This window comes from Roseibium sp. HPY-6 (assembly GCF_040530035.1).
Taxonomy (GTDB): Bacteria; Pseudomonadota; Alphaproteobacteria; order Rhizobiales; family Stappiaceae; genus Roseibium.
The window spans coordinates 2,016,984-2,043,702 of record NZ_JBEWCD010000002.1; the positions used below are offsets into that span (position 1 = coordinate 2,016,984).

The 26,719-nt window shown below is 55.7% G+C and carries 27 protein-coding genes; 22 read left to right on the forward strand and 5 right to left on the reverse strand.

Annotation, left to right across the window (positions count from 1 at the left end; genetic code table 11):
• The first annotated feature begins 248 nt into the window (after nt 1-248).
• The 9 genes from ABVF61_RS20520 to ABVF61_RS20560 all read left to right on the forward strand — a co-directional run bounded on the left by ABVF61_RS20520 (nt 249) and on the right by ABVF61_RS20560 (nt 11,102).
• Nucleotides 249-2,768, forward strand: coding sequence for an ATP-binding cassette domain-containing protein (locus ABVF61_RS20520; RefSeq protein ID WP_353995391.1), 2,520 nt, complete (start codon nt 249-251; stop codon nt 2,766-2,768).
• 95 nt (nt 2,769-2,863) lie between these two features.
• Nucleotides 2,864-3,322: a cyclic nucleotide-binding domain-containing protein gene (locus tag ABVF61_RS20525; RefSeq protein ID WP_353995392.1), complete on the forward strand. Its 459-nt coding sequence runs from the start codon at nt 2,864-2,866 to the stop codon at nt 3,320-3,322.
• Between the two features lie 10 nt (nt 3,323-3,332).
• Nucleotides 3,333-4,157, forward strand: a complete 825-nt coding sequence (locus ABVF61_RS20530; protein WP_353995393.1) for an MBL fold metallo-hydrolase — start codon at nt 3,333-3,335, stop codon at nt 4,155-4,157.
• Between the two features lie 247 nt (nt 4,158-4,404).
• Nucleotides 4,405-5,157 carry a VPLPA-CTERM sorting domain-containing protein gene (locus ABVF61_RS20535; RefSeq protein WP_353995394.1) on the forward strand — a complete coding sequence of 251 codons (753 nt, stop codon included), beginning with the start codon at nt 4,405-4,407 and terminating at the stop codon, nt 5,155-5,157.
• A 455-nt stretch (nt 5,158-5,612) separates the two neighbouring features.
• Nucleotides 5,613-6,764 (forward strand): helix-turn-helix transcriptional regulator, encoded by a 1,152-nt coding sequence (locus tag ABVF61_RS20540; RefSeq protein WP_353995395.1) that lies wholly within the window; start codon nt 5,613-5,615, stop codon nt 6,762-6,764.
• Nucleotides 6,765-6,860: 96 nt separating this feature from the next.
• Nucleotides 6,861-8,219, forward strand: a complete 1,359-nt coding sequence (locus ABVF61_RS20545) for an adenylate/guanylate cyclase domain-containing protein (RefSeq protein ID WP_353995396.1) — start codon at nt 6,861-6,863, stop codon at nt 8,217-8,219.
• Nucleotides 8,220-8,395: 176 nt separating this feature from the next.
• Complete coding sequence (locus ABVF61_RS20550; protein ID WP_353995397.1) at nt 8,396-9,163, forward strand: SDR family NAD(P)-dependent oxidoreductase; 768 nt, start codon at nt 8,396-8,398, stop codon at nt 9,161-9,163.
• 183 nt (nt 9,164-9,346) lie between these two features.
• Nucleotides 9,347-9,844, forward strand: coding sequence for a hypothetical protein (locus ABVF61_RS20555; RefSeq protein WP_353995398.1), 498 nt, complete (start codon nt 9,347-9,349; stop codon nt 9,842-9,844).
• Between the two features lie 13 nt (nt 9,845-9,857).
• Nucleotides 9,858-11,102: an HlyD family secretion protein gene (locus tag ABVF61_RS20560; RefSeq protein ID WP_353995399.1), complete on the forward strand. Its 1,245-nt coding sequence runs from the start codon at nt 9,858-9,860 to the stop codon at nt 11,100-11,102.
• 50 nt (nt 11,103-11,152) lie between these two features.
• Here the strand turns inward: ABVF61_RS20560 and ABVF61_RS20565 are convergent, their stop codons facing one another.
• Together ABVF61_RS20565 and ABVF61_RS20570 are read right to left on the reverse strand one after the other, a co-directional pair.
• Nucleotides 11,153-11,557: a cupin domain-containing protein gene (locus tag ABVF61_RS20565; RefSeq protein ID WP_353995400.1), complete on the reverse strand. Its 405-nt coding sequence runs from the start codon at nt 11,555-11,557 to the stop codon at nt 11,153-11,155.
• A 227-nt stretch (nt 11,558-11,784) separates the two neighbouring features.
• Complete coding sequence (locus ABVF61_RS20570) at nt 11,785-12,171, reverse strand: VOC family protein (protein ID WP_353995401.1); 387 nt, start codon at nt 12,169-12,171, stop codon at nt 11,785-11,787.
• Nucleotides 12,172-12,271: 100 nt separating this feature from the next.
• On the opposite strand from ABVF61_RS20570, the gene soxR reads away from it, so the two are divergent.
• Entirely contained in the window at nt 12,272-12,742 is a 471-nt protein-coding gene (gene soxR / locus ABVF61_RS20575) for a redox-sensitive transcriptional activator SoxR (protein WP_353995402.1), read from the forward strand.
• Between the two features lie 84 nt (nt 12,743-12,826).
• On the opposite strand, the gene ABVF61_RS20580 is transcribed toward soxR, so the two are convergent.
• On the reverse strand, nt 12,827-13,084 hold the full coding sequence (locus ABVF61_RS20580; RefSeq protein WP_353995403.1) for a YjhX family toxin: 258 nt from the start codon (nt 13,082-13,084) through the stop codon (nt 12,827-12,829).
• Nucleotides 13,085-13,866: 782 nt separating this feature from the next.
• Between ABVF61_RS20580 and ABVF61_RS20585 the strand changes: the two genes are divergently transcribed.
• A complete protein-coding gene (locus ABVF61_RS20585; protein ID WP_353995404.1) occupies nt 13,867-14,169 on the forward strand; it encodes a phosphatidylglycerophosphatase in 303 nt (100 codons plus the stop codon).
• Nucleotides 14,170-14,187: 18 nt separating this feature from the next.
• Here the strand turns inward: ABVF61_RS20585 and ABVF61_RS20590 are convergent, their stop codons facing one another.
• Nucleotides 14,188-14,430 (reverse strand): DUF6455 family protein, encoded by a 243-nt coding sequence (locus ABVF61_RS20590; RefSeq protein ID WP_353996466.1) that lies wholly within the window; start codon nt 14,428-14,430, stop codon nt 14,188-14,190.
• 224 nt (nt 14,431-14,654) lie between these two features.
• On the opposite strand from ABVF61_RS20590, the gene fliK reads away from it, so the two are divergent.
• The 10 genes from fliK (at nt 14,655) to ABVF61_RS20640 (ending at nt 25,462) form a co-directional block, all read left to right on the forward strand.
• On the forward strand, nt 14,655-17,087 hold the full coding sequence (gene fliK / locus ABVF61_RS20595) for a flagellar hook-length control protein FliK (RefSeq protein ID WP_353995405.1): 2,433 nt from the start codon (nt 14,655-14,657) through the stop codon (nt 17,085-17,087).
• Nucleotides 17,088-17,096: 9 nt separating this feature from the next.
• Complete coding sequence (locus tag ABVF61_RS20600; protein WP_353995406.1) at nt 17,097-17,384, forward strand: EscU/YscU/HrcU family type III secretion system export apparatus switch protein; 288 nt, start codon at nt 17,097-17,099, stop codon at nt 17,382-17,384.
• Nucleotides 17,385-17,466: 82 nt separating this feature from the next.
• A complete protein-coding gene (locus ABVF61_RS20605) occupies nt 17,467-18,513 on the forward strand; it encodes a tetratricopeptide repeat protein (RefSeq protein ID WP_353995407.1) in 1,047 nt (348 codons plus the stop codon).
• A 192-nt stretch (nt 18,514-18,705) separates the two neighbouring features.
• Nucleotides 18,706-20,187, forward strand: a complete 1,482-nt coding sequence (gene gatB, locus ABVF61_RS20610) for an Asp-tRNA(Asn)/Glu-tRNA(Gln) amidotransferase subunit GatB (protein ID WP_353995408.1) — start codon at nt 18,706-18,708, stop codon at nt 20,185-20,187.
• Between the two features lie 3 nt (nt 20,188-20,190).
• Nucleotides 20,191-20,586, forward strand: coding sequence for a GFA family protein (locus ABVF61_RS20615; protein WP_353995409.1), 396 nt, complete (start codon nt 20,191-20,193; stop codon nt 20,584-20,586).
• An 88-nt stretch (nt 20,587-20,674) separates the two neighbouring features.
• Nucleotides 20,675-21,295 carry a LysE family translocator gene (locus tag ABVF61_RS20620; protein ID WP_353995410.1) on the forward strand — a complete coding sequence of 207 codons (621 nt, stop codon included), beginning with the start codon at nt 20,675-20,677 and terminating at the stop codon, nt 21,293-21,295.
• Between the two features lie 301 nt (nt 21,296-21,596).
• Nucleotides 21,597-22,277: an amino acid ABC transporter permease gene (locus ABVF61_RS20625; RefSeq protein WP_353995411.1), complete on the forward strand. Its 681-nt coding sequence runs from the start codon at nt 21,597-21,599 to the stop codon at nt 22,275-22,277.
• Complete coding sequence (locus ABVF61_RS20630) at nt 22,274-22,984, forward strand: amino acid ABC transporter permease (protein WP_353995412.1); 711 nt, start codon at nt 22,274-22,276, stop codon at nt 22,982-22,984. Before ABVF61_RS20625 ends, ABVF61_RS20630 begins: the two co-directional genes overlap by 4 nt.
• A 38-nt stretch (nt 22,985-23,022) precedes the next feature.
• Nucleotides 23,023-23,811, forward strand: a complete 789-nt coding sequence (locus ABVF61_RS20635) for a transporter substrate-binding domain-containing protein (protein ID WP_353995413.1) — start codon at nt 23,023-23,025, stop codon at nt 23,809-23,811.
• A gap of 103 nt (nt 23,812-23,914) precedes the next feature.
• Entirely contained in the window at nt 23,915-25,462 is a 1,548-nt protein-coding gene (locus tag ABVF61_RS20640; protein WP_353995414.1) for a glycosyltransferase family 39 protein, read from the forward strand.
• Between the two features lie 11 nt (nt 25,463-25,473).
• Here ABVF61_RS20640 and ABVF61_RS20645 read toward each other — a convergent pair whose 3' ends face one another.
• Entirely contained in the window at nt 25,474-25,995 is a 522-nt protein-coding gene (locus tag ABVF61_RS20645) for a hypothetical protein (protein ID WP_353995415.1), read from the reverse strand.
• Nucleotides 25,996-26,172: 177 nt separating this feature from the next.
• Here ABVF61_RS20645 and ABVF61_RS20650 point away from each other — a divergent pair, with 177 nt between their 5' ends.
• Complete coding sequence (locus ABVF61_RS20650) at nt 26,173-26,637, forward strand: GNAT family N-acetyltransferase (RefSeq protein WP_353995416.1); 465 nt, start codon at nt 26,173-26,175, stop codon at nt 26,635-26,637.
• Nucleotides 26,638-26,719 lie beyond the last annotated feature (82 nt).

Here is a 26,719-nt window from a genome sequence, read left to right on the forward strand (position 1 = left end):
CTTATGTCTCAACTGCCCGATGGTTGTCACGTCCGGATATCTGCGACGGTGCAAATTTCGGGGTCGAACAGATTTAAACTGTTTGTGGCAAATGCTAATCCTGTCTGGCGCATCGTATTTGGATCGCTAATATACCAAAATGATCTGCTTGAACATAATTGATCCATAAGTGTTTGGACGAGCAAATGGAAAAAGGCCTTTTTGGATTTATTTGGAAGTATAGTGCTCGCCAGCAGATTTTTATACTCATGGTCACCGTTCTTACCTATCCGGTGGTCTATTTTCTGCTCGAATTACCAAAACTGATCGTCAACGATGCCGTTCAGGGCGACAATTTTCCGCGTAATGTTTTTGGCTTCGATTTTGATCAGATCCCTTACCTGGTGCTGCTTTGTTGCACGTTTCTGGGTCTCGTTGTCGTTTCCAACGGGCTGAAATTCTACCTCAACGTCTATAAAGGCCGTCTCGGCGAGCGAATGCTGCGGCGTCTGCGGTTCGAGCTGTTCCAGCGCGTTCTGCGGTTTAGACTTCCACATTTCCGTAAAGTAAGTTCCGGTGAAATCATCCCTATGATCACATCGGAAGTGGAGGATGTCGGCGGCTATATCGGCGAAGCATTTGCTCTACCGGCATACCAGGGCGGTATGCTGATTGTGCAGCTCGGTTTCATTTTCATGCAGGATCCTTTGCTCGGACTTGCGGCAGTCAGTTCCTATCCGATCCAGGGTTACGTGATCCCGATGCTGCAGAAGAAGGTCATTCTGCTGTCGCGCAAGCGGGTCAAGAACGTTCGCGTCATCGCGGACAAGGTCGGCGAAAGCATAACAGGTGTCGCCGAAATTCACGCCAACGATGCGGCTGCCTGGCACTCGGCAGACATTTCCGATCGGCTCTATGAGAACTTCAAGATCCGCTACGAGATCTTCAATCGCAAGTTTCTCATCAAGTTCCTGAACAATTTCATGAACCAGCTGACGCCGTTCTTTTTCTACCTTATCGGCGGCTATCTGGTCATTCAGGGAAATCTCAGCATCGGTGCGCTTCTGGCTGTCATTGCGGCCTATAAGGACCTTGCGGGTCCCTGGAAACTCTTGTTGTCATTTTACCAGATGACTGCCGATGTCAGCGTCAAGTATCAGACCGTTGTGGAGAATTTCGATCCGCCGGACATTCACGACACGGAACGCCTGACCGCCGACGACGATGTCAAGCTCGACGGCGATGTGAAATTCGAACGTGTCAGCTTCTCAGGTGGTGCTGCCGGTCAGGAAGTGATGGACATTTCGCTTACCGTTCCGGCGGGATCCTCAAGCGCGATTGTCGGCCCGGACGGGTCGGGCCGGTCCGAAGTTCTGCAACTGGCCGCAGGGCTTGTATCCGCATCTTCGGGAAAAGTTTTGATCGGCGATCACGATCTGGACAAGCTTACGGATTCAACACTGGGGCGCGAGATCGCCTACGTGGGCGGGGCCGTTCACGTGTGGACAGGGACAATTCGGGACAATCTCTACTACGGTCTGCGTCACAGGCCGCTGGTTCCCCCCGAACGCAGCGCTGAAGAAAAAAAGAAATACAAGCGGCGCGTCAACGAAGCCAACCAGACCAAGAATCCCGTCTATGATCTTGCTGCCGAATGGAACGACTTTGCCGCGGCGGGCGTCAACAACGATGCGGAGCTCGACGAAAAAGCACTTGAGCTGCTGGAGACGGTGCGTCTCGACAACGATATCTACCGGCTCGGGCTGCAATCCAGGCTCGACCCATCGATGAACGACGCCTTTGCCGAAAAAATCCTCAATGTCCGCAAAAGCCTGGCCGGCCGGATCGCCAACGAGCCGAAGCTGAGTGGGCTGGTTGAACTTTGGAATCGGGACAGCTTCAACGCCAGCGCCAGCCTGGCGGAAAATCTCTTTTTCGCCGTGCCGTCCGATCCAGAGATCACAATGGACCAGGTCCCGGAGCTGGAGGAGGTCAAGAAATTCCTGGCCGAAACCGGTTTCGACCAGAAGCTTCAGCAGATCGGTCAGAAAATCGCCGAGACCATGCTGGAGCTGTTTGCAAACGTGTCTGGTGACAGTGGTCTTCTTGGCTCGTATTCGTTCATCAACCAGGATGAACTGCCGGAATTTGAGCGTATCGTCAGAATTGCAAAATCCGGGCAGCAACGACCCGGATTGACAGATGCGGACCGTTCACGCCTTACGGGGCTTGCCTTCAAGCTCGTTCCCGCCCGCCATCGTCTGGGTGTCATGACCGATGATTTGCGCGACGAAGTTATCGAGGCGCGCAAAAAATTCCTGGAAAGTGTGGTCAAGAGCGGCGACAGCTTTGTTGCCTTCGATCCGGATGTCTATCTGCCGCCCCTGACGATTGAGGACAACCTGCTTTTCGGTCGCGCACGCGTCGATCGCCGTGACGCGCGCCGCCGCATTGACAACGTCATTCGCACAATCGTTGAGGAGACTGGCCTGCGCCATCCCATTATCTACGCCGGCTTCGGCTATCATGTCGGTGTGTCCGGATCTCGCCTGTCCGCGGGGCAGCGCCGGCGCATCGCACTGGTTCGTGGTCTTTTGAAGAACGCAAAAATCACCATATTGGATGATATTGCGACCGGCCTGACCGAAGATGACAAGACCCTACGCAGTGCTTTGCGGGAGGTCTTGTCCGAAAAAACATTTTTGTATGGAACATCGAACGCTGAGATCGCCGCGGAATTTGATCAGCGATTCGTTTTGGATCAGGGACGGATGACAGATACAGGGTAGATGGTCGCCAGTGCGTGGGAACACAGGAGACCTGCAACACCGATTGCATGCCCAGATAAAAATATGTCAGAAGAACAATAAGTCGGGAGCAAAGCATGACGCTTGAAACTGAAGTCGAAGCCCTTCGAAAGGTGCCGTTGTTTCACGGCATCGATGAAACCAAGCTGCGTCTGCTTGCCTTCATTAGTGAACGCACGGAATACACGTCTGGAGAGCGCCTTTGTTCGCAAGGTGAGGAGGGAGACTGCGCTTTCATTATCCTGGCAGGATCGGCGGACGTGCTCGTAGATACTCCGGAAGGCGAGAAACAAGTCGCTCAGGTTTCAGAGAATTCCATTGTCGGTGAGATCGCGATTTTGTGTGATGTACCACGAACCGCGACGCTGGTTGCTGCGAACGATATGGACGTTCTGACGGTGTCCAAAGACGATTTCTTGAAACTATTGAAAGAATTTCCGGATATTTCATTAGAAGTCATGCGAACATTGGCATTGCGCCTCGAGCGGACGACCCGCGACTTGGCAGATGCCCGCCGGGGAGCCTCCGGTGATTAGGGAGTAAAACGTGGCAGATGAATTCTTACTTCGCTGCTGGGGTGTGAGAGGATCAACACCGACACCGGGTTCAAGCACGCTGCGTTACGGAGGAGAAACCTCCTGCTTTGAAATTCGGGCCGGAGATGCACTGGTGCTCGTGGACTGTGGTTCTGGAGCGCGCAATTTCGGCATGGAGCTTTGCAAGGCAAAGGCGCGCAAGTTTGATCTTCTGTTCACGCATACGCATCTTGACCACATTTGCGGTCTGCCGTTTTTCAAGCCTGCCTACGACCCGAATTTTGCCGTCACGGCCTGGGCCGGCCACTTTCAGGACGGTACGAAACTTGTCGACATTGTCAGCCGCATCATGTCGCCGCCGATCTTCCCTGTTGCCGCAAAAACATTGAAGGCCGTCGAATTCAAGTCCTTCAAGGCGGGAGATAACATTCCGCGCTCGGACGAACTGGAAATCCGCACGATAAAGCTCAATCATCCCGGCGGAGCTTGCGGGTATCGCTTTGATTTTCGCGGTAAATCCATTTGTATCATTACTGATCACGAACACGGTGATGCGGAGATCGATGCGGCGTTGCCCGCATTTGTTCAAGGATCTGACGTCATGATCTATGACGCCATGTTCACCGATGATGAATACGACAACTTCAAGGGTTGGGGCCATTCGACCTGGCAGAAAGCTGTGCAGCTTGCGCGTGTCGGGAATGTCAAGACGCCGGTCTTGTTCCACCATGACCCCCGGCGCTCCGATGATGAACTTGATGAGATTGGCCTGGCGGCGCAAGAGGCTTATCCGGGGACGTTGGTCGCAAGCGAGGGCATGATCCTGCGACCTTGACCGGAACCCTGCGTCGCTTTCCGACTTCGGTGCCCGCGCTTTAAAACCAGTTGCTTACTATCCGCGACAACGCAGATTGTGCTTCGTCGGCCGTGCCTGGTGGAGGGATATGAGTTGCAGAGGTCATTTCTTTCGACGACCGGCCTTGAAGTGACTTGCGGTATTAAGGTTATTGCTGTAATGCAACCCATGTGTTAATGAATGGTTGTGGTGTTTTCTAGATATTTGTGACATCGGGAAATATAACGTGAAGAAGATAATTTTAAGTGGTGCTTTGCTTCTCGCAAGCGTTAGCATGGTGCATGCGACTCCGGTTACGTTCAATTTGTCCAAGTATCCGGGCGATTCAACAAATTACTACAGTCTGTCGAATTCGTTCACGCTGACTGTGGATGGCCTGACGGCGACGTTTACAGCCGGTGCGTTCACCAACGATTTCGATGCTTCCGGCAGCGATCGGACGGTAACTTCCAACGGCCAGAACGGTTACACGATCGGTGGCCCGAACAACACATTGAACGCCACGGATGATGCCCGGATCGGGCGCTACTACGGCGGCGCGAGCGTTACCAACAGCCCGGGCGACAACAGCCACCAGGTGGACAGCAGTGGTTGGAGTGACTTCATCACCGCAAGCTTCAGCTATAACGGCGAAGACGTCGACGTAGAAATGTCTTCGGTTTCATTCAGCTTTTTCGACAACAAGGACGATTTCCGCTGGGGATACGACCTGAGTGGTGACGGATCTTATGGCGATGGCGATTTCCTGAGCTACAGGCAGGACGACAATCCGTTTTCGGATTTTGGCGGCGTCGAGAGTTCCTTGTTTATGTTTGGTGCATTTGACAAGGGCTACAAGAAAGGAAAAGACTACTGGAAGCTCAACGCCGTGACGGTTCACTTCGAGCCGCCGACGACTGTGCCGCTTCCCGCTGGTGGCCTGCTGCTGTTGAGCGGTCTTGGCGTTTTTGCCATTGCACGCAAGCGTCAGAAAGCCTGACGAGAACAATCTGAGAAGTGTTCGGGCGGTCCCACATGAGGGGCCGCCTTTTTCGTTCGCTTTCCTGCTTCCGGCAACGCGGAAGCATCGCTGGGTTTTATCGAAGATAAGCACGCACGACGAATGGCTCATCGCTTCGAACAGTGCGGAAGACGGCGACTAGAAGAAAAAATGGCGGCCCAAATGGCCGCCCAAAAAACAACACAGCTAAAAAATTGATCGCTCGCCTTGTGCGGGAATGCGGGAATTCCCATGCTGCACTCGGATTACAGTCCGAACAGCAAAAATTGGCGCTGCCTCAGACTGAACAACACGATCAAGACTTGTTTACTAGATGTATGCATTAATTGCATGGTCCAAATGGACTATATCTGACTATAAATTACGGGTTGCAGATAGGTTGTAGCGTCACGGTGCGCCGAAAAGGCAACCCGGACCACTTTTTGGGGGAGCATGTGGTCGTTCGGGCTGAAAAACTTGTCGAACTTTCCAACCTCGCTGCTGCCGCCTCCGTCGATCCGTCTCAATGGCAGGTGTTCCTGGATGCAATGGGACGTGCACAGGGCACGCAGGTTTGCACGCAACTGATCGGTTACGATGAACTTTCGAAGGCAGCGCCGTTGGCATATGCCTCCGGTTACGATCCGGAGATTCTCCATCTTTACGAAACGCATTACGCGGACCGGAACCCATATGCTGCGAATTTTGCCAAATGCGGCATTGGAGACGCGATCACGGCGCATGAGTTGTGCGCACCATCTGAATTGAAGCGCACCCAATTCTACGCTGACATTCTGGAGCCCCTCGAAGACATTCATGCGGGCGGCGGATCCATGCTCGCCTTCGACGCCAGCCGGATGTTTCTGATCGGCGGCAACGTGCGCGCAAGAGACAAGGACAAACATGAGGACGGTTGGCTGCAACTTTGCGTAAGACTGGCCCCGGTTATCCGGCAGTCCCTTGAGGTCAATCGAATGATCATGGGGTTGACGTTCGAAAAGTGGGCAGCTGAAAGGCATTTGCTTGGCACAGGCACAGCGATCCTGATCGTAGATCCGGCCATGATGGTTCACTACGCATGCTCGGAAGGCGAAAAAATGCTCGGCGAGGGATCGTTGATTGGCTGCGACATGTACCGCCGCCTGAAATTCAGCTCCGAAGAGATGCAGGCGCAGCTCGTTTCTTTGCTTCGGCGATCGTCCAATGGCCATTCGGATGTTTTCGGCAATGCAAGACTGATTGATGCAAAGGGCACCGAGTGGACTTGCAGGACGATTGGAATGAAACTGGGCGATCTGGACCAGTCCCCTTTTGGAGCGTTTTTGAACGGCAGAGGGCAGGCGGTCCTGTTAGCGTTCAAAGCTGTCGAAAACACCATGTCTTCAACGGAGCAACTCCAACAGGAATTTGCCTTGAGCAACGCGGAGGCAAAAACCGTTTTACTGTTAGCCAAGGGAATGTCTGCGGCGGAAGTTGCCGACCAGCGTAACGTCAGTATCCACACTGTGCGCAACCAGATCAAATCGGCGCTATCCAAATCCGGTTGCAGAAGACAAGGCGAACTGCTGCAAAAGGTGGAACAGTTGCGGCTGACCGGCGGCTGGTAGGCCCGCGCCTTCACGACGGGTCACTTTCACGCACAGCTTATTGCGAAAATTCCGCTAAAAGGAGAAACTCCGCTCTGTTTTTGACAGTGGATAAACATGAGCTCAATTACCCAACTGATCCGCTACATTTTTCAGGGCGGACCGCCCGAAACAGGCATCCCGAACCGGGTGCGTGCGGAAATTCGCGCGCGTGAAGCTTCGTCAGAAAGGCTGATCAGCTGGGTTCAACTGGGTCTCGTTCTGTTTTTTTCGATACTTTACGCCATTGCACCACGAGCCGAAGGCACTGCCGGTTTCAACTTCGTGCCGATAGCGCTCGGCGCCTATTTCCTGTTTACCGTCTTGCGCCTTGTGCTTTCGTATCGGTTTGAACTGCCGCAGTGGTACCTGCTCATCTCAATTGGCGTGGACATGGCGCTTCTCGTCGGGCTGATATTTTCGTTTCACATTCAGTATGATCAACACCCGTCGTTTTACTTGAAGACGCCCACGCTGATGTACGTTTTCATTTTCATCGGCCTCAGAGCGCTCAGGTTTGATCCGCGCTTCGTTCTGACGACGGGACTGGTCGCTGTTGCAGGTTGGCTTGGGCTCGTTTTTTACGCAGCTTTTGCCGACATGGATTCAATGCGCGTTACGCGCAATTACGTCGACTACCTGACCGGGAACTCGATCCTGATTGGCGCTGAGCTCGATAAAACCATGGTCATCCTTGCCGTGACCATCATTTTGTCCGTAGCGTTGTATCGCGGCCGGTCGATGCTTTTCGAGGCGACGCGGGATCAGGCTGCTGCGCAGGATCTGCGCCGCTTCTTCGCTCCGGAAGTGGCGGCATCAATTACCGACGCCCACACTGCTCTTGAGGCGGGTGAGGGCAGCTTGCGCGAGGCGGCGATCCTTTATGCCGACATCCGTTCCTTCACATCAACTTCGGCAACCCTTGATCCTGAGACGGTTCTGGCTGTTCTTGCCGAATATCAGAACCTTGTGGTCGAGGTGATCAATAAGGAAGGCGGCAGCGTGGACAAGTTTCTCGGTGACGGCATTCTGGCGACGTTTGGCGCCGTCTACCCGTCCGAAACCTATGCAGCCGACGCACTGCGAGCCGCCGAGAAGCTGGTTGCCTGTGTCGCTGCGGAGCAGGAGCGGTTTACTTCAGCAGGCTGGCCAGGACAGCTTCGGATTGGAACCGCTGCGGCAGCCGGAACCGTAACCGTCGGTGTGATCGGGTCCAAGACCCGGCTCGAGTTTACCGTGATCGGCGACGCTGTAAATCGTGCCGCCAAGCTTGAAGACGCCAACAAGGCGCAAAACTCTTCCTCTCTGACCGACCAGCCGACATGGGAGCTTGCGCTTCGGCAGGGATATCAGGCGGCGCTGTTGGAGGTGCGGCCCTGTGTACATGTCGCCGGAATGCGCCAGCCGATTGATCTGGTGGTGTTGGCCGAGCAATAGGTTGGTCTCTGGCGCTCGCGTGCCTTGCGTTCCCAATGATGATTCACAAGAACACTGGAAATAGACTTGACCCGCATTTGTTTCTGGGCCACTTTGCCGGTTAATTTTGACGTAAAAGTCAATTGATAGACAAAAATACATAAATATCAATTGATTGACTAACGCAGGAGATCTTCGTGAGGCTGGATTCAACATTGTCGGCGGTGGTAACGGGTGGTGCGTCGGGTCTTGGCGCGGCGACGGCAAGAATGCTCGCTTCACAGGGCGTCAAGGTCACGATTTTCGACCGCAACTCAGAGCAGGGACAGGAAACCGCGTTTGAAATCGGAGGCGTCTTTGCTGAAGTCGATGTCACCAGTCAGGCCAGCGTAGAGGCCGGTTTCGATCAGGCGCGCACGTCGCACGGCCAGGAGAGGGTCCTGGTCAATTGCGCAGGCATTGCACCGGTTGCGAAGACGACCTCTCGGGGCGAACCCCACGCAATGGACATGTTTGAAAAGGTTGTAGCGGTCAACCTCATCGGCTCGTTCCGCTGTCTTTCGATATCCGCGACGGGCATGGCGGCACTGGACCCGATTACCGCGGACGGTGGCCGCGGAGTGATCGTGTCGACGGCATCGGTCGCGGCCTTTGATGGGCAAATTGGTCAGGTGGCCTACGCCGCCTCTAAAGCCGGCGTCGCGGGTATGACTTTACCGGTCGCCCGGGATCTCTCGAAATCCGGCATTCGTGTCATGACCATCGCTCCGGGCATCTTCGAGACACCGATGCTGCTCGGGTTGTCGCAAGATGTTCAGGATTCGCTCGGCCAGCAGGTACCGTTTCCCTCCAGGCTCGGCAAGGCAAATGAATATGCCCAACTTGTCCAGGCAATTTGCGAAAACGATATGCTGAACGGCGAGACCATTCGCCTTGACGGCGCGATCCGCATGGCGCCGCGATAGGGCTGCCTTGTCCGCTTGATTGGCTTTTTCGCCGGAAATTAGACCGCTGAACAGTCCTGAGAGCGTGCTCGTACCGCAGCGCGCGGTCTTTCTTGTGCATCAGTAAACTCAAATTCCTTTTTGTTTGACGCCGGGTGGATACTGGAACACGTTGTCTCATCGCGTTTATTTACGGATTTGAAAATGACTGAGAAAATGCACGAGCTTGCGCCTCATCATTTGCCCTTTTTTATTCCAAAGGCAGATGGAAGTGATCAGATGATGGTAACCGTTCTGATCGCGCTGATTGTGATTATTCTTCTGCTCGGCACTTTCTATCTCTATCTGCACTCTCTGCCCGAACGACTTGCCCACAAGCACGGCCGAATTCAGTTTGAGCTTGTTGCGGTTCTGGGCCTTTTGGCACTCTTTACTCACAATCAGATCTTCTGGGTGGCGGCGCTGGTGCTCGCATTCATCCAACTGCCGGATTTCATGACGCCGCTTGAAACAATCGCGAGTTCTGCGAGCAAAGCTGCGCGGAAATACGCGGGCAGGGATGACGCGGGCGCAACGGCAAATTCGGAACCGGATGAAATACCTGAGGAGGAGGAATTCGAAGCGCCGCCGCCTGCAGCCGAAGCCGTCAAGGAGCCCGCGAGCGAGCCGGCGCCAGATCAAGCTATCAAAGAAAAAGTTTAGGGAGGCAGGATAAGTGTTTGAGACCCTATTCTGTTCCATGATCACGATCCTGCCCGATTACCTCTTTCGCCGGTATGTTCAGGGAAAGCGCATCGGTCACGAGATTACGCTTTATTCGGTTTGGTATGAATTGCGTTACGGGATCGTGTCCTGTCTGATGCTCACGATTTCGCTGATCACGCTGATCTTTTACTTCCATCCCTCGTCAACAACCGCCGTATCCACGTTCCGTGTCCTGCCGATCCTTCCGGAAGGGTCAGGACGTGTTGCGGAAGTCTTTGTTCCGCTCTCACTGGATACGGAGGTCAAGGCCGGTGATCCGCTGTTCAAGCTGGACAGCAGTCGTCAGGAGGCTGACGTCAATACGGCCAAGCAACAGATTGCCGAAATCGAAGGTGAAATCGCCCTCGCACGGGGAGAGCTTGCGGTTGCAACCGCCCAGGTCGAGCAGGCGCAAGCGTCTGTGAAACAGGCGCAGGATGAGCTCGACACCAAGCAGGAACTGTTCGACCGGAACTCCAACGTGGTCAGCGAGCGTGAAATAGAGACGCTTCAGACAACCGTTGACGCGGCTGAAGGCGCTCTGTCGGCTGCAGAAGCAAATAAGGAACTGGTGGAAACGAAGATCAATATTGCTTTGCCGGCGAGTCTTGAAAGCGCTCGGGCGAGGGAAGAAGAAGCGGAAGTTGAACTTTCAAAAATGACCGTTTATGCGGGTGTCGACGGCACGGTGAGCCAGTTCGTGCTCCGCCCGGGAGACATCGTCAATCCGCTCATGAGGCCTGCTGGTGTGCTGATTCCGAAGGACTCGCAGCGCGAACGCATAGTTGCCGGTTTCAGCCAGATCGAGGCTCAGGTCATGAAACCGGGCATGATCGCTGAAGCGTTTTGCCCTTCAGTACCCTTCACGATTATCCCGCTGGTTGTCACAGACGTCCAAAATGTGATTGCCTCTGGCCAGGTATCTGCCGGCAGCCAGCTTTTCGACACGTCGCAAGCGGCCCGCAAACAGGGCACCGTGACCGTGATCCTTGAACCGCTCTATGAAAACGGCCTGGAAAAACTGCCGCCTGGAGCGAGCTGCTCAGTAAACGCCTATACGAGCAACCACGAGCGTCTAACAACGGACGAGAACCTCGGCACAGGTGAGTTCGTCTTTTTGCATGTCGTCGACACCGTCGGCCTCGTCCACGCGATCATGATTCGCGGTCAGGCGTTGCGTTATCCGATTTCGGCACTCGTTCTGACAGGGCACTAGCGCGCTAGCGATCGCTGCGAGTGGTTATCCACTCGCGGCGCGAAAAAGGCCTAAACGCGGCCTTCAAGAATGTACTGCCCGTTTTGGTGCACATCAGTCGAATCGCACCAGTACAGGTCGTTTTCGACAGCGTTTGTTTTGAAAACAATGTAGGTAAATGGAAAGTCGAACGGGTTTTCGGTGCTGTGAACCTCGAACGGTTCGCAGGTCAGCGTTTGACCAGGCTCCATGTCGTACTGATTGCCACCGATCCGAAATACGCCTTTTCCCGAAATAACGTGAAAAACTTCGGTACAGGACTTGTGATAGTGGTCTTTGACCTGTGTATGGGGAGCTATCTCAACCAGTTGAACCAATGACCCGTCCTGATTGACATCCCGCTCCTGCAACAGGACTTTTTTTCTGTACCCTGAACCATTCGTCCAGGCGACTTCCTCGTTTCGCACAAGCTTCATCCATCCCTCCCTTTCGAACCCGTTGAGGACTGCAGCGCTTGTTTGGCCGTCGTCCACGTCGGGTTTCGTCCTCGAAAGAGGGAGTGTTTCAGAAGAAAGTGCCAAAATATGGCCGCTGAAACTGCCGGATTGCACAAAAAAACCTCAGCAGTTTGCAGCCATCAAACGCCATGAAACCGTCTCGATCAGTTCTTGTTTGCTTCAGTGTGGAAGCGAATGGCGATGCGTTATTTGTAACTGACGATCTCAAACTCTATTCCGTCATCGTCATCGAAATAGAAGCGGCGCCCAGGCTCGTAGTCCTGGTGATTGTGCGTTTCGTATCCACCGGCCTTGATGCGCGCCTCGGTCGCATCGAGATCGTCAACGACGACAGCAATATGGTTGAGCCCGCCATGGTGGCTGTAGCTTTCACCTCTCACGGGTGTCGTGTCGTTTGAGGGCGAATAAGCTGCAATATAACTCGTCTCGTTTCCGATGTGATAGGTGGTACCGCCATTGATCGCTGCGCCTTTCCAGCGCACCTTCCATCCGAACCAGTCTTCAAGCCGTTTGGCCGTCGCTTCGGGATCCGTCACTGTTACATTTACGTGTTCCAGAAATGCAGTGCTCATGATTGCGTCCTTTCAAGGTTTGACTCCTCTTGGACACTTGAGATAGTTCCTCAAGTAAACTTGAGGTCAAGAGCGTAAAGAGAATATTTTGAAAAAGCTTATGAAAGCGAGTGATCTTCTCTCTATCGGAGAGCTTGCCGAACGAACCGGCTTGGCCGTTTCGGCGATCCGCTTCTACGAGGAAAAGGGACTTGTTCATCCGATCCGTAACAGCGGCGGGCAGCGACGATTTTTGCGTGCTGACATCAGACGGCTTTCGTTCGTGCTTGTGGCTCAGGAGTTTGGGTTCACGATTTCGGAAATTGCAGTTCAGCTTGGCCGCTTGCCGGAAGGGCGTGCGCCGACCAAGGCGGACTGGACCCGCATGAGCCGAGAGTTTCGAAAACACCTGGATTTGCGGATCGAGCGAATGGAGGCCTTGAGAGACAAGTTGGACGCCTGCATCGGTTGCGGCTGCCTGTCCATGAAGTCCTGCCAGTTATACAACGCCGGCGATGCCGCATCGCGCCATGGCCGCGGGCCACGCTATCTGCTTGGCGACAGTCCCGATGTAACTGAAAAGGGGAGCTAAGCGACGTTGTTCGGAAGGGGGCGGACAAAAAACAGGCGCACCGGTGTCCGGTGCGCCTGCTTAACTTTGGGGATCGTGTCGCGGTCAGCAATTGTCCAGCTGTGATCGGACCCGTTTCAGCCCCAGCCGCGTGATCCTGTAGGGACCGCTGTTTCTGGAGGCAATCAGTTTCTTGTATTTGAGTTTCCGGAACAGGCGCAGGGAGCAACCGCCCCAGTACCAGCCATCCCGCGTTATTGTTTCCTGTTTGGTGATGCGGCCGCCTTCGTCTTTTTCCACGCGTATGCAGCCACCTTGCGCCAGCAGGTGCAGAACCCGCTGTTCGGCTTTCGATATGTCCATTTGTCTGGAAGAACCTGAATTTGAATGCAGTTAGTCATCCACTGCCGCGATTCGCCAGCAGCGGTGTCATTCATGGCCCGGCCGTGCTTCGCCGGGTTTCTTCAGGACTCTTGTTGTCCGGACATAAAACCTCGTCAATCAATGCAGATCGGGTAGCACGGCGAAATGCACCGCGCAACAGTCTGAGTGTGGTTGGCTTGCATTGAAGCGATTTTGAGAGAACGTGTTGCGGTTCTGCCGCGTATCAGCTGCGCTCTGCAGGCCAGTAGCCGTTTTCTGGATTTCTCGAGACCGCGATCGCTGAGACGTCTTTGGAACCACAGGAATTGCAAGACAGCGAACCACTTAGGGCGGAGACTTTCTGGTCCTGTGAGAAACGCGAGCCATTCATGTAACGGAAGCGGCCACAATGGGCGCAAAGTATCCCGAGCCTGCGATCGGATTTGCCCAGTGCTTCAATAGTAGGATCGTCGGTCTGGACAGTTAAGGTCAACGACATGATGAAAATTCGTGCAAATAGAAGATGCGTCCGAAAAGATCCGGATGCAATATTGAGGTTGAAATTTAAGATAGCACAAGTTTTAAAAAAGTAAAATACAGAAAATATAGGTGAATGATCGTTCATGTTATAATGAATTCGTCTAAAATCGTTCGATTGACAGAAAAATTTGGAAATATTCTAGAAATTTATTTGACCGTTTAGAAAAAAATAGAAAAACATTGCAAAAAAACCGAAAGGATTAGGTCTCGCTTTTCAAGAATAGCGCAGTTATGAAAACGCCATGGAAATCTTGTCAGACACTTGGATCGATCTGTTCGGTCTCTCAGGCCTGTTGAACCCTTTTGCGCTTCTCATCGGCGCATATCTCGGCTGGCGGGCGGACAGTCCACAGAAGCTTTGGATCGCCGGTTTCGCGGCTGCTGCGCTGTCGCTGATCCTGGAAGCGGCGGTCGGCATGTTGCAGTTGCCGCAGCCGATCTCACAGGATGCGGGGGCACTCGCCATGTTCCCGTTCCGCTTTGCTGGCGGGGCTGTGGCCGGAAGCCTCGCATTTTGGATGAGGCGAAGACGTAATCAAACCTGAGGGAAAACGCCGGCGCCCTCAGTCTTCCAGCCAACTTTTGAAGAGATCTTCGTTTGGACAACCCTTCATCGGGCTTGTGGCACCATCGGGATGGTCCTGAAGCCACTTTTTGCAGGCTTCTGTGTTTCCGCAGTTGATACATCGTATCGCAGCGGAACGCATGGCGGCATCCGATTGAATTCCGGCGGGGATGTTTTTCATTGCGCCGATTGTGTCGAGCATTCTGCCCATTAGTTCAGCGCGCTCATTGAGGCGGTCCATCCAGTTCACGCTGTGTCTCCTCTACAGCCTTGATGTTCAAATCGGCTTTCAAGCGTTTCGATTGTCCTGAACGGAATCGGTCTCCTTCAGTTCACAACAAAAAGGACTGTGCGCGGTTAACGTTTCGGCAGCATTGATCAGGGTCAAGGCTGTGCACGGAACGCGAATCCCGTCATACTTGAGGCTTGCAAATCTGCATTTGCGCACTTGTGCGAGACGAGGCAATGGTCGAAACGGTTAGCGCTCAACCGATCCCAAAAAGCTCAACGGCTGCTTCCACGACGCTTCGACTTGAACCCGGTGCGCAGTTCCCAGCAAAAGTCGAAGCCAACCTGCCGGGCGGCATCGTACGCCTTGCCACGTCGGATGCAAAAGTCGAGCTTCGTGTACCGGCGCCGTTGCCAACCGGAGCCGACGTGACTGTTACCGTCACCGGCAACCGTCAAAACATCGCGGTACAGATTGCAGTTTCCCAACCCTCGGGGAAGGTGGGGCAGGACGCGGCGCTGCCCGCTCAAGCCCAGGCAGGAACCCAGGCCGGCACGGCTGCAGCCGGCAAGGACAATGCATCAGCGCCAGCAGCAAGGACCAGCTTCTCTCAAGTTAGCACTGCCTCTTCAAATGTGTTTCAAGCCGCACCTTTGCGTGCCGCTTCCGTGCCGGTGCCAGCACGGGAAGCAGCAATACCCCAGGCCTCGACAGTGCCTGCAAGTGTGAAGGGAGCGTCGCCGCCTGCTGTGCAGAAGGCGTCTCAGGAAGCGGCCAGCCCAGCTACAGTCAGGACAACACCGCAATCTGGCCAAGTCAACGGCTCCCAACCTGCGGGGCCTCCCTCGCAGCGCGGTTCAAGTGTGTCACCGCCAACGGTCAACACACTCACACAGAGGCCTACTGCATCACCGGCGCTTCAAGCAACGTCGGTCGCAAGTTTTCAGTCGGCAAATCCCTCCGTCAAACCTCTTCCCGGCCAGGTCAGCGCCACACCGTCTTCGCAGTCAGTGCAAGCAACGCAGTCAGCGGGAACTGCTGCCGCTCCTGCTGCCACGCCAGCGACGCTTCCAGGGACCACGCCATCAGCGTCCGGATTGCCTGGTACGGCCCAGAGCGTCCCGCATGTGCCGACCTCTGAAGCCGGATCTCATGTGGCTGCGCGCGCGACGACGACGCTCCCTGCGTCCGTGCAGGGAGAAGCATTGCCGGGGCGGGTTTCCGGACCAACGCCGACACAAACCGGATCACAGCCATCCTCAACAGCATCAACGCCACCTGCGTCCGCAGGATCAACCGGCCATACGCCTTCGGCAACCGGTGCTGTAACGCAGGCGAAAGCTCCGGAAGTGGCATCAACAGTAAAACCCGGTGCTCCGGCAATATCCCAAAGCACACCCGGACCGCCGACACTTGAAAAAACGGTCGTACAAACGGGGCAGGGGCAGCCACTTGTGGCTGGAAAGACGCCCGGCAGTCCGCTGGCCGACAGGGCAATGACGACAACGGCAGGCACGACGGTGGCGGCCTCTCCCCGTATACCTTTGCCGATGCAGCCGGGAAACCAGCCGGATCAGTCTTCGAGCCCACTTAAAGAAACGGTTCTGCAGCACAGTATGAAGGCAAGCGACGGGTTGAGATCTACCTCAACCCAGTCCTATCAGCCTGCAGCGTCTGTTCGAACACAACAAGCGTCTGCACAACCCGCAGCAGGCAACGCCGTGAACCCTTCGCCCGCAGCCCAGATTGCCCGTGAAGTCATGCAGCCACTGGGGGAACAGCAATCGGGTCTCGGAAGTCTTTATGCGCAGATCGGCAGCCTGATGTCCGCACAATCGTCCGGCCAGGTGTCACTGCCGGACGCCGTGACCAAGGCCATGCAGCAGATCCTGGGTCTGCGGCTGAACACTTCGCAGAACATTACTGGCCGGGACCTGCAACAGGCAGTGCGCACGTCAGGGCAGTTCAGGGAGGCGTCCCTTGCCGCGCCTCAATCGCCTGCAAGCAGTGCCCCGTTGGACCTCAAATCGGCACTCTTGTCTTTCAAGTCACTCTTGAAGCAATTGGGGACCGGTGAACAGCTGACGCGACCTGCTGGTCAACCGGCTCCTCCGTCCAGGCAGGATCCGCCGCAGGCTCAGTCTCAGCAGGCGGGAACCGGGTTCTGGGCAGGCGCTGCACCTCGAAACCTGCAGTCGCTGATGAAGGAAACAAACGCTGCACTCGCCCGGGTGCGAATGACGCAACTTGTCAATTCCGGCATCACGGCAGACGACCGGCCACAAGCCGCTTCCCGTCCAATGGACATTGTTCTGGAATTGCCGCTGGCGCTCGGACAGGAAACAGCTGTCCTGCAAATGCAGATCGGCAGGGATGGCAATGGTCAAAATGAGAGCGAGGATGCGGATCCTGCCTGGCGGCTGCGCTTCGCTCTGGATCTGACCGCAACTGGACCACTTGAAGCGGCGGTTAGCCTTCGTGGCGGCGGAACCTTTGTCAGCCTTTGGGTTGAGAGGAAGGAGACTTTCAACAGTCTCGACGCCGTTCGTGAAACTATAGAGGCGTCTTTTGCGGACGCCGGTCTGGATCTGCAGGAGTTGCGGCTGGTTCGCGGCTTGCCACCAAGGTCTGCCGCCCAGTCCGGCGGTTTGATCGACAGGCAGTCATAGGAGGCTGGCATGGATCCGAACGACGAACCCGAAAAGAAGCTCGCCGTCGCTCTTCGCTATGAAAACGAGGGAGCGCCGGTCGTAACGGCAAAGGGAACCGGAACGATCGCGGAACAGATCGAAAGGCTCGCGCAAGAAGCCGGAGTGCCTATCGAGCAGAACCCCATGATGGCGGAGGCCTTGTCTCAGATCGAGATTGATCAGGAAATTCCTGTTGAACTTTATCAGGCAGTTGCCGTGCTGATCGGCTTCATCATGCGTACCGGACAGGCGCAGAACCAGCCAGACAACGGATGACGCCCTGGCTTGTTTCCAGATTGCAGACGATTTTCTCGTCTATTTGAAACGGTTGTTTAGACGCGCGTGATATCCCGACGGGATGATTGGAAGGATTTCTGCCGCCCTTGTTGCGACCGCACTTTTGGCCGTCGTCGCGTTTCCACCGGAATTCGTTCGGGTCTGGGAACGTTCGAAAGCTGCCGAATTGGTGCGGGCGGGAAGTCTTGAGCAGGCACAGTGGGTCTATTGGGTCCTGCGCCTGCAACGAGACCCGATAGGCAACAGCAACTATCATGCGCTCAGATACCACGCGTCCATCAATGCTGGACGCGACATTCGCAAGGAGGCAACGAAGTCCGCCATTGGCGCCTGGAAGGAGACAGGAGCTGCGGGTGTCGGCGCATCCTACTGGAACATAGCCATGTTCAGCGTCAATTACGGTCAGGACAATCGCAAGGAACGCGACAAGAACACGTCCTGGCTTGAGCGAGCAGCAAAGGCGGGAATTGATGACGCAGACCGTCTTCTGAGTGCGGGTAATCAGGACCTGGACCGCGTCATGGTCCTGATGAATGACGGTGATCCCGGTGCCGCGCTTACCTGGAAGGAGAAGCCCGGCTTAAGCCTGACCGAAAAGCACGACGCGCTTCGAATAGCTGCGAATGCAGGTCATCACCAGGCGATGAGAGAGCTTGGCTGGTCATTGATCCTGAATTCGGAGGCCGAATATCAGGAGGCTGAAAAGTGGCTGGTCAAGGCAGCAGAAGCCGGCGAAACGCAGGCGGCAAACAGGCTTGGCAATTGTCATAACCACAAGTTCTACTTTTGCCTGGAACGCGATGTTAGCGAGGCAATTAAATGGTACGAGGTTGCACTTAAGCCACCACTCTTGTTCACGCCGCCGGTGATCAAGCTGGACGCCGATCATGCGATCCGGCTCGGTACCATGCCACGCTGGTACAGCAAGCCGTACGGGCATCAGGAAAACGCTGCTTACGAATTGGCGAGATTGTTGATTGACGGCGACGGGATTGAGCAGGATCTCGTGCGCGCCGAGAAACTATTGATCCGGGCGGGCGAGTGGAAAAAAGCGAAGAAGTTGCTTTCTGAACTTTCCGCGCTGCAGGAATCCCTCAAAGACAGCTAGACGCCGGTTCGTTTTTTGCAAACCAACGCCGAGTGACCTGTTTGTGCGAAAGCTGGTGCCACGCACAAGGAAATCCTTGCAGCCGGGGCAATTCCCGAATAGGTCAACAGGCGGACAAAAATCGCGCCGCAACATGACTGCTGAGCTGTTTGGTCAGGCGCGAAATCGAACAGAACAGGATTTTTGACGAAGATGACGATTGTCGACGTACGCACACCCGATCCGAAGAAATTCATCAAGGGCGCGACCGGCGATTGGGAAATCGTGATCGGCATGGAAGTCCACGCCCAGGTGACTTCCGAAGCCAAGCTTTTTTCCGGCGCCTCGACCGAATTCGGCAAGGATCCGAATGGCAATGTCAGCCTCGTCGATGCGGCCATGCCCGGCATGCTGCCTGTGATCAACGAAGAGTGCGTGCGGCAGGCAATCCGCACCGGTCTGGGTCTGAAAGCGGAAATCAATCTGAAATCCGTGTTCGACCGCAAGAACTATTTCTACCCGGATCTGCCACAGGGCTACCAGATCTCCCAGTTCAAACAGCCGATTGTCGGAGAAGGCAAGATCCTGCTCGACATGCCTGACGAACAGGTCGAGATCGGTGTCGAGCGTCTGCACCTGGAGCAGGACGCCGGCAAGTCGCTGCATGACCAGCATCCGACCATGTCCTTCGTCGATCTCAACCGGTCAGGCGTTGCGCTGATGGAGATCGTCTCCAAGCCGGACCTGCGTTCGTCCGATGAAGCAAAGGCCTATCTCACGAAACTGCGCACGATCCTGCGTTACCTCGGCACGTGCGACGGCAACATGGACCAGGGCTCCATGCGCGCGGACGTCAACGTATCGGTGCGCCGCCCGGGGGGCGATTTCGGCACGCGCTGTGAAATCAAGAACGTCAACTCGATCCGCTTCGTCGGTCAGGCAATCGAATATGAAGCCCGCCGCCAGGTAGCGATCCTGGAAGACGGCGGAGAGATTGATCAGGAAACCAGACTGTTCGATGCCGCGAAAGGCGAAACACGGTCTATGCGTTCGAAAGAGGAGGCGCACGACTATCGCTACTTCCCGGATCCGGACCTGCTGCCGCTCGAGTTCACACAGGATTTTGTCAACGAGCTTGCCGGTCACCTTCCGGAACTTCCGGACGACAAGAAGGCCCGGTTCGTGAGCGACTACGGACTGACCGCCTATGACGCGGATATCCTGGTCGTTGAAAAGGCATCCGCGGATTTCTTTGAAGAAGTTGCCCAGGGCCGCGATGCGAAGCTATCCGCCAACTGGGTGATCAACGAGCTCTTCGGCCGCCTTAACAAGGAAGGCAAAGACCTCTCCGAAAGCCCTGTATCTGCTGATCAACTCGGGTCGATCATCGACTTGATCAAGGCCGGGACGATTTCCGGAAAGATCGCCAAGGATCTGTTCGAGATTGTCTGGACCGAAGGCGGCAACCCGGCTCAGATCGTCGAAGATCGCGGTATGAAACAGGTCACGGACCTTGGTGCGATTGAGGCGATTGTCGATGAGATCTTTGCCGCTAATCCGGACAAGGTCGAACAGGCGAAAGACAAGCCTAATCTGGTCGGCTGGTTTGTCGGGCAGGTGATGAAGGCATCCAAGGGCAAGGCCAACCCGCAGGCGGTCAACGACCTGTTGAAGCAGAAAATCGGCTTGGAGTGACCCATGTCCAGTAACGGCGGCCAGTCGGAAGTTGAGTTGCCCATCACTGGAACCTGTCACTGCGGCGCTGTCTCTTTCGAGTTAAGGACCGCGCCGCGGCATGCTGTAGCGTGCAATTGTTCCATATGCCGCCGCCTTGGCGCCGTCTGGGGACACGGTGATGCGCGTGACATCACGATAACAGCCGCGCCCGAAGCAACGATCCGTTACTCGCATGGTGACAAGGAGATTGCTTTCCACACGTGCCGCACCTGCGGTGCGACGACCCACTGGGAAGGGATTGCAGGGCAGGGGAAAGAGCGCATGGCGGTAAATCTGCAGCTTACGGAACCCGGTACGATCGAAACAATCGGGCTGCGAAATTTCGATGGTGCCGAAACCTGGACGTTCCTGGATTGAGTTCGGGCGGAAAGACCTGTTACGCTGAACCTGCTGCAGCGGGACGCTCCGCGGAACCGAAACACTTCAGAACCTGCCGGGAGCGAGCGTGAACGCGGATCTTACAAGCCTTTTGCTGGCGCTTGGCATTTTCGCGGTCGGTTTTGTCAGTATTGGTCCGAACATCCTCGCAATCATCGGAACCTCCATGGAGCGCGGACGTGTCGCGGGTGCAAAGCTTGCGCTGGGCGTCGGGCTCGGATCCGGCATCTGGGCAACACTGACCGTTGCCGGTCTTACGGCACTCATTGCAGCTTACGCGCATGCGATCACGATCCTGAAAGTGCTGGGAGCGCTGTATCTTCTCTGGCTTGCCTATAAGGCGTTGCGCTCCGCGGCATCGCCGGGCGCAAATCTTGCTGCAAAACCGGCGAGTGGGCACCGGCTCATGCTTCAGGGTCTTGCCATACAGATGACCAACCCGAAGGCGGCTCTTCATTGGATTGCGATTGTCGGCATCGGCCTGGGTCCGGACGCGCCATTGTGGGTGGGGCTGGCACTCATCGCCAGCTGCACGTTGATGTCTGTCCTCGGCCACCTTGCCTATGCGGTGACTTTTTCCACGCAGCCCGTCGTTGATTTCTATCGTCGCAAACGGCGCTGGATCGAAACCGGACTGGGTGTCTTTTTTTCATTTGCGGCCTACAAACTGGCGACCTATCGCGTCTGAAATTAAAAGGCTGTGCTGTAACCGTGTTGGCGTGGTCTATGCACACCTGAAAACGCCAGATTTGACTTCGACCCACTGCATTGCGGGGCGAATGGTCTGCGAACTCGCGGCAATAACTGGTCAATTGATTAGCTGGCTGCCTTTTTTCTGGGCGTTTGCACGATGGAACGCGCCCTCAAGCAGGGCGAGGCACTGGCGGATAGGTCAATTTCCGCTTGGCACGCACGTTGCAGAAGATCCCTGGGTTTCAAGCGGGCTTGGGGGCGTCCTTGTACAATGGCAACTTGGCGGTTCAGTCGAAGTGGCTGATCTGAGATTTTTCGAAATTTATCGTAATCCTGAGTATCTCTGGCTTCTCTTTCAGGGAGCATTGGTTAGCGGTTTTCTCACAATAGGCGGCGGCATACTCGGCTTTATCGCTGCGCTGTTCCTCGCAGCCTTCCGGCACTACCGGGTACCGGTTCTGATGCACCTGGCGACAGCATGGGTCGAATTCATCCGTAACACACCGCTGATCGTCCAGATGTTCTTCATCGCATTCGGATTGCCGCTCCTGTTCGGCTACCAGTGGCCGTTCTGGGGACACGCACTGCTGGCACTTTCGGTGAATTTTTCTGCTTATTTCGCAGAAATCCTGCGCGCAGGCCTTGCTTCTGTTGAAGCCGGGCAAGGCGAGGCGGCGGATGCGCTCGGGATCCCGAGATGGCTGAGTTTCGTAAAGGTGAGCCTGCCACAGGCCGTCGCGGCCATGTACCCGTCGCTGAACAGCCAGTTCATATTCCTGTTTTTGACGACCGGTGTGATATCGGAAATCGGCGTGACCGACCTGACCTGGGCGGGCGTCTTTATCGACAGCCGTAGCTTTCGATCCTTCGAGGTCTTTTTCACCCTGACCGTGATCTACGTCCTCATGTCGCTCATGTTCAAAAGCGCGCTGCGTCTGCTTCACGACAGGCTCTTCAAGTGGAAGGTTGTCCGGTGAAAGACCTGTTCGCAGAGGTTTTGGGCAAGCCGTTCGGTATTGTCCTGTTTCAGCTGCTGGAGGCGACCCAGTACACGATCTACCTGTCGCTGATCGCCTTCGTCGGGGGCGGCTTGATTGCCATGATTGTCACCGCGGCGCGCGTGACCCCTGGACGTTTTCTGTCTGGCGTTTCAACGGTCTACACATGGTTGTTCCAATCCGTTCCGCTGTTGATGCTCTTGTTCCTGTTGGGACTGGGTGTGCCGCATCTGTTCTCGTTGCGCATCGATCCCTGGCACGCGGCCGGTCTGGCTCTAACCCTTTACACCAGTGCCTATCTCGCAGAGGTCTGGTGCGGCGCTATTTTCGCGGTGCCCGGCAGCCAGCACGAGGGCGGCAAGGCTCTTGGTCTCACGCTGCTGCAGATCATGATCCTGCTCATATTGCCGCAGGCCGTGCGTTTGGCGATCGCGCCGACGATCGGGTTCATGGTGCAGATCATCAAGGGGACGTCGCTTGCCTATATCATCGGTTTCCATGACTTGATGACGGTGGGAAAACGGTGGGCGAACTCACCCGTTCCGGGCACCCAGCCGTTCCTCATCTACCCGCTGATGGCAATCATCTATTTCAGTCTCTGTTTTCCATTGTCCGTTTGGTCGCGCCGCCTTGAAAAGCGGCTCGGATCAGCATCGTCGGCGGGCGGGGGCAAACCCGCCGCCTGAAACATCGCGCTTGTTCAACCAAAAAGGAGGGTCGCGAAATGTGGAAGAAACTAACTGGTCTTGGAGGGGTTTTACTGTCGGCTGCGCTGGTTTTCGCCAGCCCGGCAACGGCGGAACTCAAGGACATCCTGGAAGCTGGTACGATCAAGATCGCAACGCCTGAGAATTTCCCGCCTTTCGGGTCCCTTGGCGCGGACGGCGAGTACGAAGGTTATGACATCGACGTTGCCAAGATGATTGCCGAAGATCTCGGTGTGGAACTCGAACTGGTCCCGGTGACGTCGAAGCAGAGAATTCCTTTCCTTGAAACCGACAGGGTTGACCTTGTCATTTCAACGCTCGGTGCCAACCCGGAACGCGCAAAGTCGATCTGGTTCTCGCATGCCTACGCGCCATTCTTTTCCGGCGCGTTTGCCAAACCGGACATTTCTGTTGCAACGATTGCAGACTTTGCCGGAAAGAAAATTGCAGTGACGGGTGGGACCCTGGAAGATCTGGCAATTACCGATGATGCACCCGAGGGCTCTGAGATCATCCGGTTTGGCGACAACGCAGCCACAATCGCGGCTTACGTCTCGGGACAGGCCGATATAATCGTCACCGGCAACATGGTTGCGCTTGGAATTTCCAACGACAATCCGGACTTCAACCTGGAGACCAAATTCATCATCGCCAACTCGCCGTCCTATATCGGTGTGAAAACCGGAAACATCGACCTGCTCCAATGGGTCAATGTGTTCGTCCTGCACAAGAAGCTCAACGGCAAGCTCGATGAACTGTCGCAGAAGTGGTTGAAAACCCCGCTGCCGCCGCTGCCTGCGCTCTGACACGAACCAAACCGGTGGAGGGCGTCTCCTACGCAGGCGCTCTCCCGGTGCCGCATTTGTTTGATGGGTTACATGGGATGGGAAATCATGTATCCCGCTTGCTATGAAGCCTTTGCCAGAAGCACCATCCCGCGGCGCTGACACTCCGTTCTATGCCACACCCTTGGCCGTCTGGGGCATTGTTGCCTTGTGGGGCCTGACACACTTGCTTCTGCGCGCCTTGTCGACACCGGTTCTCGGCACGGACGACATGTTCGAAAACGTGCTCGTTCAGACACTGGAGCCGGGTTACATGCTTCGCCAGCCACCGCTTTACGAGTGGTTGCTCTGGTCCGCGCAGCAGATTTTCGGTCCGACGATCTGGTCGGCTCTTTTCGTGAAATACGGCCTGATTTCGGTTGCTGCGCTGTTCCTGTTCCTGATTGCGCGCAAGGCACTTGAAGATCCGCGGCTTGCAGCGCTATGCGCCTTTTCCTATTCGCTCTACTACCAGTTCGGCTGGAACCTTCATGAAGGTGTGACGCACACGGTCGTTTTGACCACTGCCTGCGCGGCGAGTGCGTTTTTCTTCGTCAAGGCGCTCGAGACCGGGCGTTTGGGTTTTTATCTTTTGTTCGGCGCTGTCGCGGGTGCGGGTCTGCTTGGCAAGCACTCCTACCCGATCTTTGTTGTGGCGCTCGTTCTGGCCGCGCTCAGCGATGGTGCGTGGCGCGGAAAAATCAGGCTGTCGGGTCTCGTCCTTGTTCCGGTCGCGGCCGCCGTTGTCTACAGCCCTTATGCGATGTGGATCCTCACAGAAGGCTTGCAGCTCTTTGCCTCTGTCTCAAAGACCATGGGTGTCGCATCAGAAACATCTCATTTTTCGCGGGCAGGAGAGGGGCTTGGCAAGCTTGCCTTCGGTCTCCTGGGCTTTTCCGTCATCCTGCTACCGGTCCTGCTGCTGCTTTTCTGGCCGCGCTATCTTGGCAGGAAGGAACCGGCAACGCTCGCGGTCAACGAGGTTGCCCGTTTGTGCGGGCGTACTGTGCTGGCGATGATCCTGCTGACGGCGGTCATGATTGCTATTACGGGCGCAACCTACGTCAAGGAGCGCCACATGCATCCCTTGATGCTGCTGTTGCCGATCTATCTGTTCGCCGATCTTGAACGGTTCGGATTTGGCAGGCGGTGGCGCTGGCTTACGGCAGTTGTCATCGCCACGGGAGCAGTCGTCTTTCTCGCGCGTGTCCCGGGCCTTGTGGCGCCTGACAAGTTCTGGTGCGGCGGCAAATGCCGCCATATGAAACCCTATGCGGACCTCAAATCACCACTTCAGGCACTCGGCGCCGGAGAGGCGACCCTGATCGCCGACGATGGCTATACGGGCGGCAATCTCCGCGTGCTGTTTCCAGGCGCGCGCGTGGTCACAGATGCTATTCCGGCGCGAGTGCCGTCGCGCGAAAAATGCTTCTTCGTCTGGGAAGAAGGCGACAGGCGGCCTGATGAACCGGCCGATCAGCGCTTCAAGGAAGTTGTCTTCGCCAAAACCGGGGAGCCGGTCTCGACCGACTATCTGACGGGATCCTGGCCGCATCTTTGGAAAGAAGATGGCTGGCGAACCACCTGGTGGGGTGTTGCCGAATTGAAACCGGACGAAACTCTCTGCCAATAGGGCACCGGGCTCTAGGCTTGTGATGCCAGCAGCGTATCCGTCTTGCGTTCCAGAAATTGTCCAAGCTCGTCATAACCGTTCGAAAAGCTGGAGCACCAGATGCGGCCAATGCCGGCGACTTCGATATAGTCCGCCTGGACGAGAGCAGAGCGGCCGACAAATTCAAGATTGTCCCACGACACGGACTTGCTTCGCATGAACGGGCTGTTGAAGTGAATGAAGTTGCGGTCATAGCCCAGGCGGACAAAGAAAACCTGGTAGTTGACGAAGATCGTCATCGCGAGAAAACCGGCCGTGATGACAAAGGCAAAGGCGATCTGCTTTGCCGGTGCATGCGCCATCGCGTAGACAAACAATATCGCCAACGGCACAAGCGATGCGGCAAGGCACTTTACCGGCCAACCATAGCTCAGGAAGCAGATATGCCCCCTTCTGACGGCGTTGGGTTGGGCCGACGCGGACAGCCCCCAAACAGAAGCTGCACCAATTGCGCCGCATCCGGCCGCCATTGCAAATCCGCCCCAGTCAATCACGCCCATGCCTCACAAGCTGATCCAAATTCAACCTAAGGGTATGGACGCCGGTTTAAATCTTGGTACATCAGGTAAAATGCATTTGAGTCAAATTGTAGCAATGGCACGCTCGGGCACTGCCAAGCAGTCCGCTTCGCGGCGCGTTCCATGGCTTTTCAAGGGAAATTGGTGCGCAAAGTGGAACCCGAAATCCAAATCGAAAAGGCTGCGATTAGCCACCTCCGCGACATCGTTGCCATCATAAATGCCGGTGCCACGAGTGTGCGCAAGGACAGGGAATTCGACAACTGGCAGGACTACCGGCCCGCTCTCGAAGCGCTCATCGCAGCGCCGGAAGTCGATATCTATGTCGCCCTCAACGAGGCCGGAGAAGTCGTCGGTACGTATCAGATCCATTTCCTGAAGGGGATGGCCTTCAAGGGCCGGCCGCGTGTCGAACTTGAAAGCGTTCACGTGCGCGCTGATCAGCGCGGCAAAGGTGTTGGCCGCAAGATGATGGCGCACGCGGAAGACCTTGCGCGACAGTTCAATGCCTGCATGTTGCAGTTGACATCGAACCGGGAGCGCGAAGGCTCACACCCTTTCTATCGCCGGCTCGGGTATGACCAAAGTCATCTGGGCTACAAGAAAATGCTGCTCTAGATGGAGAGCAACTGCCATCCGGCGTGATCAGATGTCGGTGCTTGGCAACCTAGGCCACTGCATTTGCATGATCAATTTGCGC

Excerpts from the sequence above, each read along its gene's own strand:
- fliK (WP_353995405.1), top strand. The coding sequence starts at position 14,655 with ATGGTCGAAACGGTTAGCGCTCAACCGATCCCAAAAAGCTCAACGGCT.
- ABVF61_RS20555 (WP_353995398.1), top strand. The coding sequence starts at position 9,347 with ATGACTGAGAAAATGCACGAGCTTGCGCCTCATCATTTGCCCTTTTTT.
- ABVF61_RS20640 (WP_353995414.1), top strand. The coding sequence starts at position 23,915 with ATGAAGCCTTTGCCAGAAGCACCATCCCGCGGCGCTGACACTCCGTTC.
- ABVF61_RS20580 (WP_353995403.1), bottom strand. The coding sequence starts at position 13,084 with ATGGACATATCGAAAGCCGAACAGCGGGTTCTGCACCTGCTGGCGCAA.
- gatB (WP_353995408.1), top strand. The coding sequence starts at position 18,706 with ATGACGATTGTCGACGTACGCACACCCGATCCGAAGAAATTCATCAAG.
- soxR (WP_353995402.1), top strand. The coding sequence starts at position 12,272 with ATGAAAGCGAGTGATCTTCTCTCTATCGGAGAGCTTGCCGAACGAACC.
- ABVF61_RS20570 (WP_353995401.1), bottom strand. The coding sequence starts at position 12,171 with ATGAGCACTGCATTTCTGGAACACGTAAATGTAACAGTGACGGATCCC.
- ABVF61_RS20590 (WP_353996466.1), bottom strand. The coding sequence starts at position 14,430 with ATGGACCGCCTCAATGAGCGCGCTGAACTAATGGGCAGAATGCTCGAC.
- ABVF61_RS20635 (WP_353995413.1), top strand. The coding sequence starts at position 23,023 with ATGTGGAAGAAACTAACTGGTCTTGGAGGGGTTTTACTGTCGGCTGCG.
- ABVF61_RS20585 (WP_353995404.1), top strand. The coding sequence starts at position 13,867 with ATGGAAATCTTGTCAGACACTTGGATCGATCTGTTCGGTCTCTCAGGC.
- ABVF61_RS20525 (WP_353995392.1), top strand. The coding sequence starts at position 2,864 with ATGACGCTTGAAACTGAAGTCGAAGCCCTTCGAAAGGTGCCGTTGTTT.
- ABVF61_RS20605 (WP_353995407.1), top strand. The coding sequence starts at position 17,467 with ATGATTGGAAGGATTTCTGCCGCCCTTGTTGCGACCGCACTTTTGGCC.
- ABVF61_RS20600 (WP_353995406.1), top strand. The coding sequence starts at position 17,097 with ATGGATCCGAACGACGAACCCGAAAAGAAGCTCGCCGTCGCTCTTCGC.
- ABVF61_RS20615 (WP_353995409.1), top strand. The coding sequence starts at position 20,191 with ATGTCCAGTAACGGCGGCCAGTCGGAAGTTGAGTTGCCCATCACTGGA.
- ABVF61_RS20520 (WP_353995391.1), top strand. The coding sequence starts at position 249 with ATGGTCACCGTTCTTACCTATCCGGTGGTCTATTTTCTGCTCGAATTA.
- ABVF61_RS20545 (WP_353995396.1), top strand. The coding sequence starts at position 6,861 with ATGAGCTCAATTACCCAACTGATCCGCTACATTTTTCAGGGCGGACCG.
- ABVF61_RS20565 (WP_353995400.1), bottom strand. The coding sequence starts at position 11,557 with ATGAAGCTTGTGCGAAACGAGGAAGTCGCCTGGACGAATGGTTCAGGG.